Source organism: Blastococcus atacamensis, assembly GCF_002938425.1.
Taxonomy (GTDB): Bacteria; Actinomycetota; Actinomycetes; order Mycobacteriales; family Geodermatophilaceae; genus Blastococcus; species Blastococcus atacamensis.
In genome coordinates this window covers 20,454-34,994 of sequence record NZ_POQU01000037.1, presented here as the reverse complement: position 1 = coordinate 34,994, position 14,541 = coordinate 20,454, and the positions used below count along the sequence as shown (strand labels likewise).

At 72.4% G+C, this 14,541-nt stretch carries 14 protein-coding genes; 10 read left to right on the top strand and 4 right to left on the bottom strand.

What is annotated here, in order from left to right; all coding sequences use genetic code 11:
- Positions 1-129: 129 nt before the first annotated feature.
- Positions 130-1,131: a DNA polymerase III subunit delta gene (holA, locus tag C5508_RS10690; RefSeq protein ID WP_104524926.1), complete on the top strand. Its 1,002-nt coding sequence runs from the start codon at positions 130-132 to the stop codon at positions 1,129-1,131.
- Positions 1,132-1,410: 279 nt separating this feature from the next.
- Here holA and rpsT read toward each other — a convergent pair whose 3' ends face one another.
- Positions 1,411-1,671: a 30S ribosomal protein S20 gene (rpsT, locus tag C5508_RS10685; RefSeq protein WP_104524925.1), complete on the bottom strand. Its 261-nt coding sequence runs from the start codon at positions 1,669-1,671 to the stop codon at positions 1,411-1,413.
- Between the two features lie 218 nt (positions 1,672-1,889).
- Between rpsT and lepA the strand changes: the two genes are divergently transcribed.
- The 6 genes from lepA to C5508_RS10655 all read left to right on the top strand — a co-directional run bounded on the left by lepA (position 1,890) and on the right by C5508_RS10655 (position 8,444).
- Entirely contained in the window at positions 1,890-3,725 is a 1,836-nt protein-coding gene (gene lepA, locus C5508_RS10680; RefSeq protein WP_104524924.1) for a translation elongation factor 4, read from the top strand.
- 92 nt (positions 3,726-3,817) lie between these two features.
- Entirely contained in the window at positions 3,818-4,405 is a 588-nt protein-coding gene (locus C5508_RS10675) for an MOSC domain-containing protein (protein WP_232797051.1), read from the top strand.
- 384 nt (positions 4,406-4,789) lie between these two features.
- Positions 4,790-5,749, top strand: coding sequence for an ABC transporter permease (locus C5508_RS10670; protein WP_157944063.1), 960 nt, complete (start codon positions 4,790-4,792; stop codon positions 5,747-5,749).
- Positions 5,746-6,660: an ABC transporter permease gene (locus C5508_RS10665; protein ID WP_104524921.1), complete on the top strand. Its 915-nt coding sequence runs from the start codon at positions 5,746-5,748 to the stop codon at positions 6,658-6,660. The genes C5508_RS10670 and C5508_RS10665 overlap by 4 nt, the downstream gene beginning before the upstream one ends.
- Positions 6,644-7,408: an ABC transporter ATP-binding protein gene (locus C5508_RS10660; RefSeq protein ID WP_104524920.1), complete on the top strand. Its 765-nt coding sequence runs from the start codon at positions 6,644-6,646 to the stop codon at positions 7,406-7,408. Before C5508_RS10665 ends, C5508_RS10660 begins: the two co-directional genes overlap by 17 nt.
- A 55-nt stretch (positions 7,409-7,463) precedes the next feature.
- Positions 7,464-8,444 (top strand): ABC transporter substrate-binding protein, encoded by a 981-nt coding sequence (locus C5508_RS10655; RefSeq protein ID WP_104524919.1) that lies wholly within the window; start codon positions 7,464-7,466, stop codon positions 8,442-8,444.
- 44 nt (positions 8,445-8,488) lie between these two features.
- On the opposite strand, the gene C5508_RS10650 is transcribed toward C5508_RS10655, so the two are convergent.
- Positions 8,489-9,304 carry an IclR family transcriptional regulator gene (locus C5508_RS10650; protein WP_104524918.1) on the bottom strand — a complete coding sequence of 272 codons (816 nt, stop codon included), beginning with the start codon at positions 9,302-9,304 and terminating at the stop codon, positions 8,489-8,491.
- Positions 9,305-9,582: 278 nt separating this feature from the next.
- Between C5508_RS10650 and C5508_RS10645 the strand changes: the two genes are divergently transcribed.
- The 3 genes from C5508_RS10645 (at position 9,583) to C5508_RS10635 (ending at position 13,737) form a co-directional block, all read left to right on the top strand.
- Positions 9,583-11,166 (top strand): FAD-dependent monooxygenase, encoded by a 1,584-nt coding sequence (locus C5508_RS10645; RefSeq protein ID WP_104524917.1) that lies wholly within the window; start codon positions 9,583-9,585, stop codon positions 11,164-11,166.
- Between the two features lie 146 nt (positions 11,167-11,312).
- Positions 11,313-12,017 carry an LppX_LprAFG lipoprotein gene (locus C5508_RS10640; protein WP_157944062.1) on the top strand — a complete coding sequence of 235 codons (705 nt, stop codon included), beginning with the start codon at positions 11,313-11,315 and terminating at the stop codon, positions 12,015-12,017.
- Positions 11,986-13,737, top strand: coding sequence for an MFS transporter (locus tag C5508_RS10635; protein WP_104524915.1), 1,752 nt, complete (start codon positions 11,986-11,988; stop codon positions 13,735-13,737). The genes C5508_RS10640 and C5508_RS10635 overlap by 32 nt, the downstream gene beginning before the upstream one ends.
- On the opposite strand, the gene C5508_RS10630 is transcribed toward C5508_RS10635, so the two are convergent.
- Positions 13,697-14,233: a Clp protease N-terminal domain-containing protein gene (locus tag C5508_RS10630; protein ID WP_104524914.1), complete on the bottom strand. Its 537-nt coding sequence runs from the start codon at positions 14,231-14,233 to the stop codon at positions 13,697-13,699. The two genes, C5508_RS10635 and C5508_RS10630, sit on opposite strands and share 41 nt — an antisense overlap.
- A gap of 2 nt (positions 14,234-14,235) precedes the next feature.
- Positions 14,236-14,469 (bottom strand): helix-turn-helix domain-containing protein, encoded by a 234-nt coding sequence (locus C5508_RS10625; protein WP_104524913.1) that lies wholly within the window; start codon positions 14,467-14,469, stop codon positions 14,236-14,238.
- Positions 14,470-14,541 lie beyond the last annotated feature (72 nt).

Here is a 14,541-nt window from a genome sequence, read left to right as displayed (position 1 = left end):
GCTGGGGAGTGGCGGCGCGCGGTCGGGCCCCTGGCGCGACGGTCGGCGCACAGGCACCCGATGGTGACGTCGCGACCCGGTCCCCGGCGCCCGGCCGGGAACGTCGGCGGGGCGTGACACCATGCGGATGTGCCTGCCTCACCGGTCGAGCCCACCTCTCGGCTGCGCGTCGTGATCGGCGAGGAGGAGCTGCTCCGGTCGCGCGCTGTGAGCGCCGTCCGCACCGCGGTCCTCGCCCGCCACCCCGACGCCGAGGTGCACGAGCTGGCGGCGATGGGCCTGCCGGTCGGCCAGCTCGCCGACGTCCTGGCGCCCTCGCTCTTCGGCGGCCACCGGGTGGTCGTCGTCACCGGGGTCAACGAGGCGGCCGGCGCGCTGGTGGACTCGCTGACGTCCTACACGAAGGACCCCGACCCGGATCTCACGCTGGTCATCGTCCACTCGGGAGGCAAGCGCAACGAGGCCCTGGTCAAGGCGTTCAAGGCCGCCGGTGCCGCCGTGGACGAGTGCCCGAAGGTGAGCTCGGTCGGCGACCGGATCGCCTTCGTGCGCAACGAGGTCCGCACCTTCGGCGGCCGCATCACGCCGGACGCGGTCACCGCGCTCGTGGACGCGATCGGGGCGGACCTCCGTGGCCTGTCGGCCGCGGCCAGCCAGCTGGTGAGCGACTTCGGCGGCAACATCGACGCGGACGACGTCGCCCGGTTCCACCGCGGTCAGGCCGAGGTCACCGGCTTCACCGTCGCCGAGCGGGTGCTCACCGGCGACCGGGCCGGGTCGATCGAGATGCTGCGCTGGGCTCTGGAGCGCGGCGTCGCCCACGTGCTCATCGCCGACGCCATCGCCGACGGCGTGCGCACCGCGGCGCGGGTGGCCTCGCTCAGCTCGACCAACCCCGGCGATCTCGCCCGCACCCTCAAGATGCCGCCGTGGAAGGTGAAGAAGGCCCAGGCGCAGGCGCGCGGCTGGAGCATCGAGGGGCTGCAGCAGGCCCTCGGCGTCGCCGCCGACCTCAACGCCGACGTCAAGGGAGCCGCGGCCAGCGCGGACTACGCCCTCGAGCGGGCCATCCGGCGGATCGTCGACATCCGCGTCGAGACCGGCCGCGGCCGGGTGGCCGCCCGCCGCTGAGCCGCGCCGGGTCCTCTCCGGAGGATTGGCGTCCCCCGGCGGGCCGGCGTCCTGCGACGGCCCGGAAGAGCGACGGCCCGGAAGAGCGACGGCCCGGAAGAGCGACGGCCCGGAAGAGCGACGGCCCGGAAGAGCGACGGCCCGGAAGAGCGACGGCCCGGAAGAGCGACGGCCCGGAAGAGCGACGGCCCGGAGGAGCGACGGCCCGGAAAAGCGACGAGCCCCCGTCCCGGAAGGGAAGGGGGCTCGTTCGATCCGCGCGACGCGCGGCCGGCCGACTCAGAGGCCGGAGATGAGCTTCGTCAGACCCGACTTGCGGTTGGCAGCCTGGTTCTTGTGGATGACGCCCTTGGAGGCGGCCTTGTCCAGCTGCTTGTTGGCGGTTGCCAGCGCGGCGGTGGCAGCGGCGGCGTCCCCGGACTCGGCGGCGGTGCGGACGCGCCGGACGGCCGTCTTGAGGGCGGACTTGACGGCAACGTTGCGCTGACGCGCCTTCTCGTTGGTCTTGATCCGCTTGAGCTGGGACTTGATGTTCGCCACGCGTGAGCCTCGGTGTCTCGACAGGAGGGAGTACTTCTGACAGTCGTGCAGAGTTCTTGCGTCCGGGCGCGGAGGCACCAAGCGGACCGGCCAGCAAAGATACCAGCCGCCCGGCGGGCGTCCCAACGCGCGGTCGGCGACCTCCGGCACACCCCGCGCGCACCGATCGTCGCGCCCGGCGCCGGGTCCGGCCGGCGGCGTGGGACGATGGCGGCACTGTGACGACTCCCGCTGCCACCGATCCGGCCCTCATCCGGAACTTCTGCATCATCGCCCACATCGACCACGGCAAGTCGACGCTGGCCGATCGGATGCTCGAGGTCACCGGAATCATCGAGAGCCGCAACATGCGCGCCCAGTACCTCGACCGCATGGACATCGAGCGGGAGCGCGGCATCACCATCAAGGCGCAGAACGTGCGCCTGCCGTGGAAGGTCGGGGACACCGAGTACGTCCTCGACATGATCGACACCCCCGGCCACGTCGACTTCACCTACGAGGTCTCCCGCTCACTGGCCGCCTGCGAGGGTGCCGTGCTGCTGGTCGACGCCGCGCAGGGCATCGAGGCGCAGACCCTGGCCAACCTCTACCTGGCCATGGAGAACGACCTCACGATCATCCCGGTCCTCAACAAGATCGACCTGCCGGCCGCCCAGCCGGAGAAGTACGCCGCGGAGATCGCGCACATCATCGGCTGCGACCCCGACTCGGTGCTCCGCGTGAGCGGCAAGACCGGCGAGGGCGTGCCCGCCCTGCTCGACCAGATCGTCGCCGACATCCCCGCACCGGTGGGCGAGGCGGACGGGCCGGCCCGCGCGATGATCTTCGACTCGGTCTACGACATCTACCGCGGCGTCATCACCTACGTCCGCGTCGTCGACGGCCGGATCTCCGGTCGCGAGAAGATCAAGATGATGTCCACCGGCGCAACGCACGAGCTGCTGGAGATCGGCGTCATCTCGCCCGAGCCCAAGCCGGTGCCCTCGCTGGGCGTCGGGGAGGTCGGCTACTTCATCACCGGCGTGAAGGACGTCCGCCAGTCCCGGGTCGGCGACACCGTCACGCTGCACAGCAAGCCCGCGGTCGAGCCGATCGGCGGGTACAGCGACCCGAAGCCGATGGTCTACTCGGGGCTCTACCCGATCGACGGCAGCGAGTACCCGCTGCTGCGCGAGGCCTTGGACAAGCTGCTGCTCAACGACGCCGCGCTGGTCTACGAGCCGGAGACGTCGGCGGCGCTGGGCTTCGGTTTCCGCGTCGGCTTCCTCGGCCTGCTGCACCTGGAGATCGTCCGCGAGCGCCTCGAGCGCGAGGCCGGCATCAGCCTGATCTCCACCGCGCCCAACGTGGTCTACCGCGTGGTCATGGAGGACCGCAGCGAGATCACGGTGACCAACCCGAGCGACTGGCCGGAAGGCAAGATCGACCGGGTCTACGAGCCGATCGTCAACGCGACGATCATCGCCCCCAGCGACTACACCGGCGCGATCATGGAGCTGTGCCAGAGTCGGCGCGGGCAGCTCGGCGGCATGGACTACCTCAGTGAGTCCCGGGTCGAGCTGCGCTACACGCTGCCGCTCGGCGAGATCATCTTCGACTTCTTCGACGCCCTGAAGTCCCGCACCCGCGGCTACGCCAGCCTCGACTACCAGGAGGCGGGGGAGCAGGAGTCCGCGCTGGTCAAGGTGGACATCCTGCTGCAGGGCGAGGCCGTCGACGCCTTCAGCGCCATCGTGCACAAGGACAAGGCCTACAGCTACGGCGTGATGATGGCCGGCAAGCTGCGCGAGCTCATCCCGCGGCAGCAGTTCGAGGTGCCCATCCAGGCAGCCGTCGGCTCCCGGGTCATCGCCCGCGAGACGGTGCGCGCCATCCGCAAGGACGTCCTCGCCAAGTGCTACGGCGGTGACATCACCCGCAAGCGCAAGCTGCTGGAGAAGCAGAAGGAGGGCAAGAAGCGGATGAAGATGGTCGGCCGCGTCGAGGTCCCCCAGGAGGCCTTCGTGGCCGCGCTCTCCACGAACGAGTCCACCGCATCGGCCAAGCCGAAGTGATCGGGCGGCTGGAGGCGGTCTGCGTTTCCGGCGCCGACCTGTTGCCGCTGCCCGGCCGTCGACCGAACCGCAGCGGCATCGACAAGAGGCCGGTGGCCGGTCGGGTCGCGGTCCACGAACTGGGCCTGGACGGCGACGTCCAGGTCAACAAGAAGCACCACGGCGGCGAGGGGCAGGCCGTCTACGCCTACGCCCAGGAGGACGCCGACTGGTGGGTCGCCGAGCTCGACCGCGAGCTGCCGGCGGGTCGGTTCGGCGAGAACCTGAGCACTGCCGGACTGGACCTGCGCACTGCCCTCATCGGTGAGAGGTGGTCGGTCGGGACGGCGCTGCTCGCGGTGACCTCCTGGCGGACGCCATGCGCGAACTTCGCCCGCTTCTGGGACGTGCCGGACCTGGTCAAGCGCTTCGCCGCCCACGGTGCGACCGGTGCCTACCTCCGAGTGGTGGAAGCCGGGGACGTCGGTGCCGGCGACGACATCGAGGTGATCGCTCGCCCCGACCACGGCATCACCGTGGGGACCGCGTTCCGCATCGTGATGACCGAGAAGTCACGGCTTCCCGAGCTGACACCTGCGTTGCGGTACATGCCGGTCAAGGACCAGGCCGTGCTCGCCGGGAAGATCGAGAAGCGGCTCGCCGCCCGGACCTCTCCGGTCCGTGGCCGTTGCAACCCGTGACCGCCACGTGTGGGAGCACCTTCCAGGAGTAGACGGTCCACGGGCCCCTGGTGGCGCCGGCTGCTGCTGGTCCTGATGGGCGGGCGCCCGCCCATCAGGACCAGGAGGGCGCTCGGCGAGAGGCCGCGGACCGGGCGCGGCAGGCCGCGCAGGCGGTGGAGGCGCTGGTCGTCGTCCTCCGGCCCTTGAACAGTGGGGCCACGGCTGCGGTGGATCGCTCGCCCACGACCCGGTTCGTTCCATATAGCGGAACTACAGCCAGGGTCGTAGCACTGTGCGCTACGCCACGTTAGCGTCCGCACTGCCGCCGTCCCGAAGCGTCGTCGCAACCACGACGACGCGCAGCCGCACCAACCGGCTACGCGGGGCGCCGGGCTCGTGGCCGTGACCCCGACGACTCTGGAGGACACCGTGCAGTTGTCCGCCGTCCCTGCATCGGTGCACCGGAGGGAGGTGAGCGCCTCCGCCGCCGGCTCGACGACGGCTGCCCGTCCCGGCCCCGCCGCGGCAGCCGGCCGACTCGGAACCGCGAGCAGGACGGACGGTCCGAAGGAGCCCGGACGGGGCCGTGCCCGGCTGCGCCGGTTCGGCCTCGGGCTGGCCGGCGTCGTCGGTGTCATCGCCCTGCTCGAGCTCGTCGTCCGGACCGGTCTGCTGCCCGAGACCTGGTTCCCGCCGCCGTCGCAGATCTTCCCGGCCTTCGCCGGGCTCGTCGCCGACGGCGAGCTGTTCGGTCCGGTGGGGCAGACCCTGCAGGGCTGGGTGCTCGGCATCCTCGCCGCCGCGGTGGTCGCCCTCCCGCTCGGCATCGCGATCGGCTCGGTGGAGCTGGCGCACCGGCTCACCCGGTTCCTGCTCGAGTTCCTGCGGCCGATCCCGCCGGTGGCGCTGATCCCGGCCGCCGTCCTCATCTTCGGCAGCAACCTGGACATGAAGGTCTTCCTGATCGCCTTCGGCGTGTTCTGGCCGATCCTGCTGCAGACCGTCTACGGCATCCACGACACGGACCCGACGCTCCGCGACACGGCTCGGTCCTACGGGCTGCCGCGGCACGCCCGGCTGCTCCGCATCGTGCTGCCGAGCGCACTGCCCTACATCGCCACGGGCCTGCGCATCGCCTCGGCGATCGGCCTGATCCTCGCCATCACCGCCGAACTCGTCGTCGGAACGCCGGGTATCGGCGTGAGCATCACCGACGCGCAGTCGGCGGGCGACGCCCAGGACGTCATGTACGCGTGGATCCTCGCGGCCGGGCTGCTCGGCTTCCTTCTCAACGGCAGCCTGCAGGCCGTCGAGCGCCGGATCCTGCACTGGCACACCTCGTTCCGGGGAGGGAACCGGTGATCCGCGCTCGTCTGGGCGACTGGGCCCTGGCCCTGGTGGTGCCCCTCCTGCTCCTCGTCGGCTACGACCTGTGGGCGCGCGGAGCGGGCGACTTCTTCTTCCCGCCCCTGTCGGTCATCGGTGGCAACTTCGCCGACGACTGGCTGTTCGAGCGCGTACCCACCGACCTGCTCCCGAGCCTGGGCCGCATGCTCGCCGGCTACGCGATCGCGGTGGTGCTCGGCGTGGCCGCCGGGATGCTGCTCGGCTCGCTGCGGACGCTGGCCACCGCGCTGGACCCGGTGCTGCAGTTCCTGCGCGCGCTGCCGCCGCCCGCGCTGATCCCGGTGTCGCTGCTCGTGTTCGGTGCCGGGGACAGCGCCAAGGTGTTCCTGATCGCTCTCGGCGCGCTGTGGCCGGTGCTGCTCAACACTGTCGACGGGGTCCGTGGGGTCGACCAGACCGCGATGGACATGGCCCGGTCCTACCGGATCCCGACGTCCGCCCGGCTGCTCCGGGTCGTGCTGCCCGCCGCTCTGCCGCGCATCTTCGCGGGTGCCCGGACGGCGCTGTCGATCGCGATCATCCTCATGGTCGTCAGCGAGCTGGTCGGGGCCTCCAACGGGGTGGGGCACACCGTGCAGCTCGCCCAGCGCGGGTTCAACATCCCCGAGATGTGGGCCGGCACCCTCCTGCTCGGCCTGGTCGGGTTCGCCTTCAACGCCCTGTTCGTCGCCGTCGAGCGGCGGGTCCTGCGGTGGCACCACGGCAGCACCGGTCGCGGCGGCGCCCCCACCGTCCGGCGTTCCCGGCTGCGCCGCGAGCGTCCGCGCCCCGCGCTGACCCCCACCCGCACCGCCGTCGTCCTGGAGTCCGCGGACGCGGGCCCGGCCACCCCCGATGGGAGAGTCCCCGATGCTCGTCGTCCGTGACCTGAGCAAGACCTACGCCCTGGGTGGCGAGCCGGCGATGGCCGGCCTCGACTTCACGGTGGGGGAGCGCGAATTCGTCTGCATCGTCGGGTCCTCCGGCTGCGGCAAGACCACGATGCTGCGCTGCCTGTCCGGGCTCATCCCGGCGTCCGAGGGCTCCATCGAGCTCGAGGGCCGTGCGGTGCAGGGCCCCCCGGAGGACATGGCCTACGTCTTCCAGGACTACAGCCGCTCGCTGCTGCCCTGGCTGACGGTCGCCGGCAACGTCTCCTTCCCGCTGAAGTACAAGGGCCTGTCCAAGGCCGAGGCGGCCGCCGCCACCGAGCAGGCGCTCGCGGCGGTCGGGCTGGCCGACCGCGGCAACAGCTACCCGTGGCAGCTCTCCGGCGGCATGCAGCAGCGCGTGGCCATCGCGCGTGCGCTGGCCTACCAGCCGCGGATCCTGCTCATGGACGAGCCGTTCGCCTCCGTGGACGCCCAGACGCGGGCCGAGCTCGAGGACCTGCTGCTCGACATCTGGCGTCGCTTCGACATCACGATCCTCTTCGTCACCCACGACATCGACGAGGCGGTCTACCTCTCCCAGCGGGTGCTCGTCCTGCACAAGCCGGCGCACGTCTTCGAGTCGATCGAGGTCGACCTGCCCGCCGAGCGCGACCAGATGGAGACCAAGAAGCTGCCCCGCTTCGGCGAGCTGCGCACACGCGTGCTGGCCAGCCTGCGAGCCCCGGACACCGCTTCGGCGTGAGCCGGCCCCCGACCTTCCCCCCGACAGCACGACTCCGACGAAAGGGCATCACCCCATGACCACCTGGCCACGAATCGGCGCCGCCCTGGCCGCTGCCGCTCTGCTCGTCTCCGGCTGCGGCTCGGACTCCGACTCCGGCGGGTCCGCGGGCGGCGGTGGCGGGGACGAGGGCCCCGTCACGCTGCGCGTCGCCGACACCAACGGCGCGCCGCTGTACTTCCTCCAGTACGGCATCCAGCAGGGCTTCTTCGAGGACGCGGGCGTGACGCTGGAGGCCACCGCCTCCAGCGGCGGGGCGACGGTCATCCCGCAGCTGGTCAGCGGCGACCTCGACATCGCCGGCTCCAACGTCGTCTCGGTGATGATCGCCAGCAGCCAGGGGCTGCCGCTGAAGATGGTCGCCGCCGGCACGAGCACGTCCGAGGAGCCGGAGCAGGACTTCTCGGCGCTGATGGTCGCCGGCGACAGCCCCATCACCGACATCGGCCAGCTCGACGGCCAGAAGGTCGCAGTCAACACGCTCCGCAACATCAACGACATCGTGCTCGGCCACATGCTCGAGGACGCCGGGCTCTCCTACGACAGCGTGGATCTCGTGGAGATCCCCTTCCCCGACATGCCGGCCGCCATCGAGTCCGGGGACGTCGCCGCCGGCGTGCTCATCGAGCCGTTCATCACGGTCGCGGAGAAGCAGGGGATGAAGATCATCGGGCGTCCCTACTCCGACCTGAAGCCGGGGCTGCAGATCGGCACGTACGTGATGACCGAGCAGTTCGTGAACGAGAACGCCGACGCCGTCGCGGCCTTCCAGGAGGGCGTGCAGGCGACCGCGGACGCCATCGCGGAGGACCCGGAGGCGTTCCGCAAGGCGCTGCCGGACCTCGGTGACATCTCTCCCGAGCTGGCCGAGCAGGTGCGGATCAATCTCTGGAAGGGCGAGACCGACAAGGAGTCGCTCCAGCTCGTCCAGGAGCTGATGGTCGAGTACGGCCTCCTCGAGGACGAGGTCGACCTCGACGAGCTCGTCGTCGGCTGATGCGGCGACCGACGGCCGGCGGGTGGAGCCGCGCCGGCCGTCGGTCAGTCCGGAACGGTCAACCGCTGGTGCACCAGGTCCGCCGCCCGCAGGACCGCCGGGCCGAATGCCCGGATGGCCTCCGGGCTGCCGATCCGGCTGCTCGGCGCGGCGATGCCCAGGCCGGCCAGGGGCTGGCCGACGGTGTCGCGCAGCGCGACGGCGACGGCGCACACCCCCTCGGCGCTCTCCTCCCAGTTGAGCGCGAAGCCCTGGTCGCGGATCTCGGCCAGCTCGGCCTTGAGAACGGTCATCTCCCGGAGGGCCGCGTCGGTGGAGGTCTCGGGCAGCTGCCCGTTCGGGTAACGGCGGTCGAGCTCCTCATCGGAGAGCCCGGCGAGGATCGCCTTGCCCACGGCCGAGGCGTGCGCCGGGCGGATGACGCCGGTGCGGTTGCCCACACGTACCGAGCGCGGGCTCTCCACGCAGTCGATGAACCGCACCGAGGTGCCTTCGAGCACGACCAGGCTCACGGTTTCCTGCGTCTCCTCGCGGAGCTGCTCGAGGACCGGACGGGCGACCCGGCGGATGTCGATGCGGCCCACGGCCGCTAGGCCGATCTCGTAGAGCGCCGGTCCCGGGCGGTACGCGCCGTTGGGGCGGTCCTGGTTCACGAAGCCCCGCCGACGCAGGGCCGTGAGCAGCCGGTGCGCGGTCGACCGGGCGACGCCGAGCAGGTCGGCGGCCTCCGCGACCCGCAGGGCCTGCCGCTCTCCGATCAGCTGCAGGAGCCACAGCGCGTTGTCGACCGAGGTGGACGTCGCCCCGTCCGGCGCAGGGGCGAGCGTCCGATGGCCGGTGCGGGGGAGTTCGTTCGACATGCAGGAATTCTAGGGCGGCATCGTTCGGTGCCGGTGCGAAAGGCCTCGTCGGAGGGGTGTTCGTCAGATGCGGCGCGCGGGAGACAGGCGCGCGCACGACAAGCCGTCCGGCCCGAACCGTTCGACATGACGGAATTGAGCGAGGATCCTTCCCGCAGCAGGGAATCCGTGGTTAGCCTTCGACCCGAGCCGCGCTGAGGTACTCGCGGAGGGCCGGGCAGCGAAGCGCACGGCACGGAACTGCACGGCGATCACCGAGAGGCAGGCTGGAAGGCGTCATGAGCGGGCGTTACGAGGTCATCATCGTGGGGGCAGGCCCCGTGGGCGTCGCGCTGGCGTTGGAGCTCGGCATGCGGGGGGTGTCCTGCGCCGTCGTGGAGCGCCGGACCGAGCTCTCGCGCATCCCCAAGGGTCAGAACCTGACGCAGCGCACCATGGAGCACTTCCGCTTCTGGGGTCTGGCCGAGAAGCTGAGAGCCGCCCGCACGATGCCACCGGGGTCGCCCATCGGCACCGTGGTCGCCTACGGCGACCTCATGGGCGAGTTCTGGCACGCCCCGCCGGGCCGTGAGCAGGTCGCCAACTTCTTCGTCGAGCGGAACGAGCGCCTGCCCCAGTACCGGACGGAGGAGGTGCTGCGCGGCGCCATGGCCGAGCAGGAGCTCGTGGAGCCCTACTTCGGGTGGAAGGCCACCCAGGTCGAGCAGGACGACTCCGGCGTCCGGGTGACCGTCGAGCGCGCCGGCGAGCAGCAGGTGCTCGAAGCCGAGTACGTGGTCGGTTGCGACGGCGGTCGGTCGGTGGTCGCCGAGCAGAGCAGTGTGCAGCGGTCCGGTTCGGACTTCGACCAGGTCGTCGCCCTGGCCGTCTTCCGCTCCACCGAGCTCGACACGATCCTCGACCGCTTCCCGCCGCGCTCCACCTACCGCGTGGTGGCGCCCTACCTCAAGGGCTACTGGGCCTTCTTCGGCCGGGTGGACGCCGAGGGGAGGTGGTTCTTCCACGCCCCGATCCCGGAGGGGGCCACCCCGGAGGGCGCGGACGTCGAGCAGATGCTGCACCGGGCGGTCGGCCAGGAGTTCGCCCACGAGCTGGAGCACCTGGGCTTCTGGGACCTGCGCGTCCAGGTGGCCCACGAGTACCGGTCGGGCCGGGCGTTCATCGCAGGGGATGCCGCCCACACGCACCCGCCGTACGGGGGGTTCGGCCTCAACAACGGTCTCGAGGACGCGGTCAACCTCGGTTGGAAGCTGACGGCCGTGCTCCGCGGCTGGGGCGGCGACGGGCTGCTCGACTCCTACAGCGCCGAGCGCCGCGCCGTCTTCCACGACATCGGGCAGAACATGATCGCCGCGCAGATCGAACGCGAGCGCGCCTTCGTCGAGAAGTACCTGCCCGAGCGGGACCGGGCAGAGTTCGAGGAGGCCTTCGCCGCGATCGGCAGCGTGGGCGGCGAGATCGCCGTGCACGACTACGAGCCCAACTACGCCGGGTCCGCGGTCGTGGCCGGTCCTCCCGGCGCGGTGAGCAGCGCTTTCGGCTCGCACTCGTTCCAGGCGCGAGCCGGCCATCACCTCTCGCCGCAGGTCCTGACGTCCGGCGAGAACGTGCTGGACGCGCTCGGCCGCGGGTTCACCCTGCTGGCCCTCGACGCACCCGAGTCCGCGGTGACCTCGATCGAAGGCGCGGCGGCCATGCTCGGCGTGCCGCTCACGGTGCTGAGGGACAGCTTCACCGAGGGGCGTGCGGCATACGGCTCCCGGCTGGTCCTGGTCCGGCCCGACCAGCACGTCGCCTGGGCCGGGGACGACGCACCCTCCGACGTGGACGGTCTCGTCCGAAAGGTCACCGGGCGACCCTGACGCCGCGCGGGGGCCTTCCCCGCACTCCGCCGACCCGCCGGACACCGATGGGCTGGTCGGCGGAGAGCGGTGGGTGCCCGAGCCGCCTCCCCGCGCTACTGTCCGCCATCGGCACGTCGGGCGCTCCGAGGTGCGGGGAGGACGTCATGCCGCTGCACCGTCGAGCCGTGCCGCTGATCGCGCTCGCCCTCGCCGTCGGGCCGGGGCTCGCCGGCTGCGGCAGCGAGGAGCCCGAGGAGTCGGCGGGCGACCTGCTGAGCCGGGCCAAGGAGACCCTCGACGAGACGGCGAGCGCGCATTTCGTCCTGGACAGCGCGGGTGCGCCGAGCTCCGGCACCGCGTTGGTCGGCGGCGAGGGCGACATCGCCCGGCCCGCGTCCTTCGAGGGGACCTTGAAGGTGGTGGCGCTGGGCTCCACGGTCGACCTGGAGGTCGTCTCCGTCGGCGGCACCGTCTACGCCCAGCTGCCCTTCGCCTCCGGCTTCAGCGTCATCGACCCGGCGCAGTTCGGCATCGGCGACCCCGGCGCCCTGCTCGACCCCGAGACCGGCATCTCCCAGCTGTTCACCGAGGCGCGGTCCGCGGAGCTGGGGGAGGAGCGGCGGGTGGACGGCGAGGTCGTCCGCGAGGTCACCGCCGAGCTGCCCGGTGACCTGGTGGAACAGCTGCTCACCAGCAAGGACCCCTCGCAGGCGGTGCAGGCCACGTTCTCGATCGCCACCGGGTCCGGTGAGCTGCGCCGGGCGGCACTGACCGGCCCGTTCTTCGCCGCGGGCGAGGACGGCACGTACACCCTCGAGCTCAGCGACTTCGGGGCCGATGTCGAGATCACCGCTCCCGCTCCCGGCTGAGGCCCCGGCCGCCGCCCGCGTCCCGGGACTGACGGCGGTCGCCCTCGCCACGCTCGCGGTCCTGGTCACCGCCGCCGACACCTACGTCGTCGTCCTGGCGCTGCCCGACATCCTGACCGGGGTCGGCGTCGGCCTGGACGACCTGCAGCGGGCGACACCGATCGTCGGCGGCTTCCTGCTCGGTTACACCGCCACGCTGCCGCTGCTGGGCCGCCTCGCCGACCTGCGCGGCCGCACCCCGGTGCTCATCGGGTGCCTGCTGCTGTTCGCCCTCGGCTCGCTGCTCACCGCGACGGCGGACTCCCTCGGCCCCGCCGTCGCCGGCCGTGGACTGCAGGGCATCGGCGCCGGCGGGCTCGTTCCGGCCACCCTCGCGCTGGTGGCCGATCGATGGCCGCCCGAGCGGCGTTCGGTGCCGCTCGGCGTCGTCGGCGCCGTCCAGGAGGCCGGCGCCGTCCTCGGTCCGCTCGCCGGCGCCGCGGTCCTCGCCGTCGCGGACTGGCGGGCGATCTTCTGGCTCAACCTGCTGCTGGGCCTCGGGCTGGCCGTCGGGGTCGCCGTGGCCGGGCGGGTGCGGCGTCCCGACGTCGTCGCCGCGGCCCTGGCGGCCCTGTCGGTCGCCGCGCTCGGGCTGCAGCTGGCCGAGCCCGCGGCCCTGGCCGAGGACGTCACCCTGGGGTTGCTCTACGTCCCTCTCGTCGAGGCGGTGCCGGAGACGACGCCGCTGGTGCTCGCAGCGCTGGTCGCGGGTGCCGCGCTGGTCGCGAGGAGCCTGCTGCACCCGGACGGGGCGGTGCTCCCGCTCCGCGGTCTCGGAGCGCTGGCCCGCGGGGTCGACGTCGTGGGGTCGCTCCTCGCCGTCGTCGCGCTGGGCGCGCTGGTGTGGGCGTTCGCCGCGGCCGATCCCGAGACGCAGGTCGTGGCGCACGGCTGGGTGCTGCTGCCGCTGTCCGGCATCGCGGGGGTGCTGTTCGTGCTGCACGAGCGGCGGGCGGCCGACCCCGTGCTGCCGCTGGACGCGCTGCGGCCGCGGGGTGCCTGGGGTGCGCTGGTCGTCAACCTGCTCGTCGGCGTGGCGCTGGTGGCCGCGCTGGTCGACATCCCGCTCTTCGCCCGCGCGACCACGACCCCGGGCGACCAGCTGGGCGCGGCGCTGGTCCTGGTGCGGCTGCTGGTCGCCGTCCCGGTGGGCGCGGTGGCCGGTGGATGGCTGTGCCGGATCGCCGCCCCGCGGCTGGTGGCCGCGGGCGGCATGGCGCTGGCCGCCGCCGCGTTCGGCGCCATGACCCGCTGGGACCAGGCGGCGCTGGACGGCGCGGGCTCCTGGTTGGTCCTGCTGGCGGCGGGCCTCGGCTTCGGCCTGGCGATCGCCCCGGTGAACGCCGTCCTGCTCGCCGTCACCCGGTCGGAGGTGCACGGCAGCGCCGGAGCGCTGGCCGTCGTCGCGCGGACCGTGGGGATGCTGGTGGGGCTCTCCCTGCTCACCGCCGTCGCGCTCCGCCGGTTCACCGCCGAGGTGGCGGCCATCGGGACGCCGATGCAGCTGTGCCCCTCGACGCCGGCCGACTGCGCCGCCTACGACGCCGCGACCGAGGCCGCGCTGCTCACCCAGCTGCACACCGTCTTCGCCGGGGCGGCCGGAGCGGCGTCGCTGGCAGCGGTCGCGGCGCTGGCACTGCTCAGGAGTTCAGGACCAGCGCGAGGTCCCGCCGGAGGCTGACCGCGTCGACGCCGCGGTCGGACAGCACCTTCATCGCCAGGCCCTCGCCCTCGCGGAGCAGGCCGAGCGCGATGTGACCGTCGGCGATGCTGCGGGACTTCATCGCCAGCGCCTCGCGCAGCGACAGCTCCAGCACCTTCTTCGCCCGCGGGGTGAACGGGATGTGCCCGCCGCGCCCCGGGGTGCGCTTCGGGTCGTCGAGCGCTCCGGGGCCGAAGGCGGCCTCGACGCTGCTGCGGACGGCATCGAGGTCGATGCCCACGCTGGTCAGGGCGTCGGCGTCCAGGTCGTCGCTGCCGGTGAACCGGACGACGTCGGCGGTGACCTCGTCGGCCGCCAGCCCGTGCCGGGTCAGGACCGCCGCGGACGGGGTCTGCCCCCGGAGCAGGGCGAGCAGCAGGTGTTCGGTGCCGATCGTGGGGGAGCGCAGGGTCCGGGCCTCCTGCTGGGCGGCGACGACGACCGCCCGCGCCTCGGGGGTGAATCGTTCGAACATGGTCAGTCCTTCCGTCGGAGCGGCCCGCGACCGCTCGCGTACTTCTTGTGCACCGCCTGCCGGGTGACGCCGAGCTGCTGGGCGATCTGCTCCCAGGTCCAGCCCTGATCGCGGGCGTTCTGCACCTGGAGGGCTTCCAGCCGCTCGACGAGCACCCGCATCGACCGGACCGCCTTCAGACCCACGGACGGGTCCTTGCTGCCGGCGGCGGTGGCCACCTCTGCTGTGTCGGCCATGGCTGTCAACCTAGGTTGCCCTCGCGAGGGGTGTCAACCTTTATTGACACTCGTGGGTCGGGCTATGGTCGG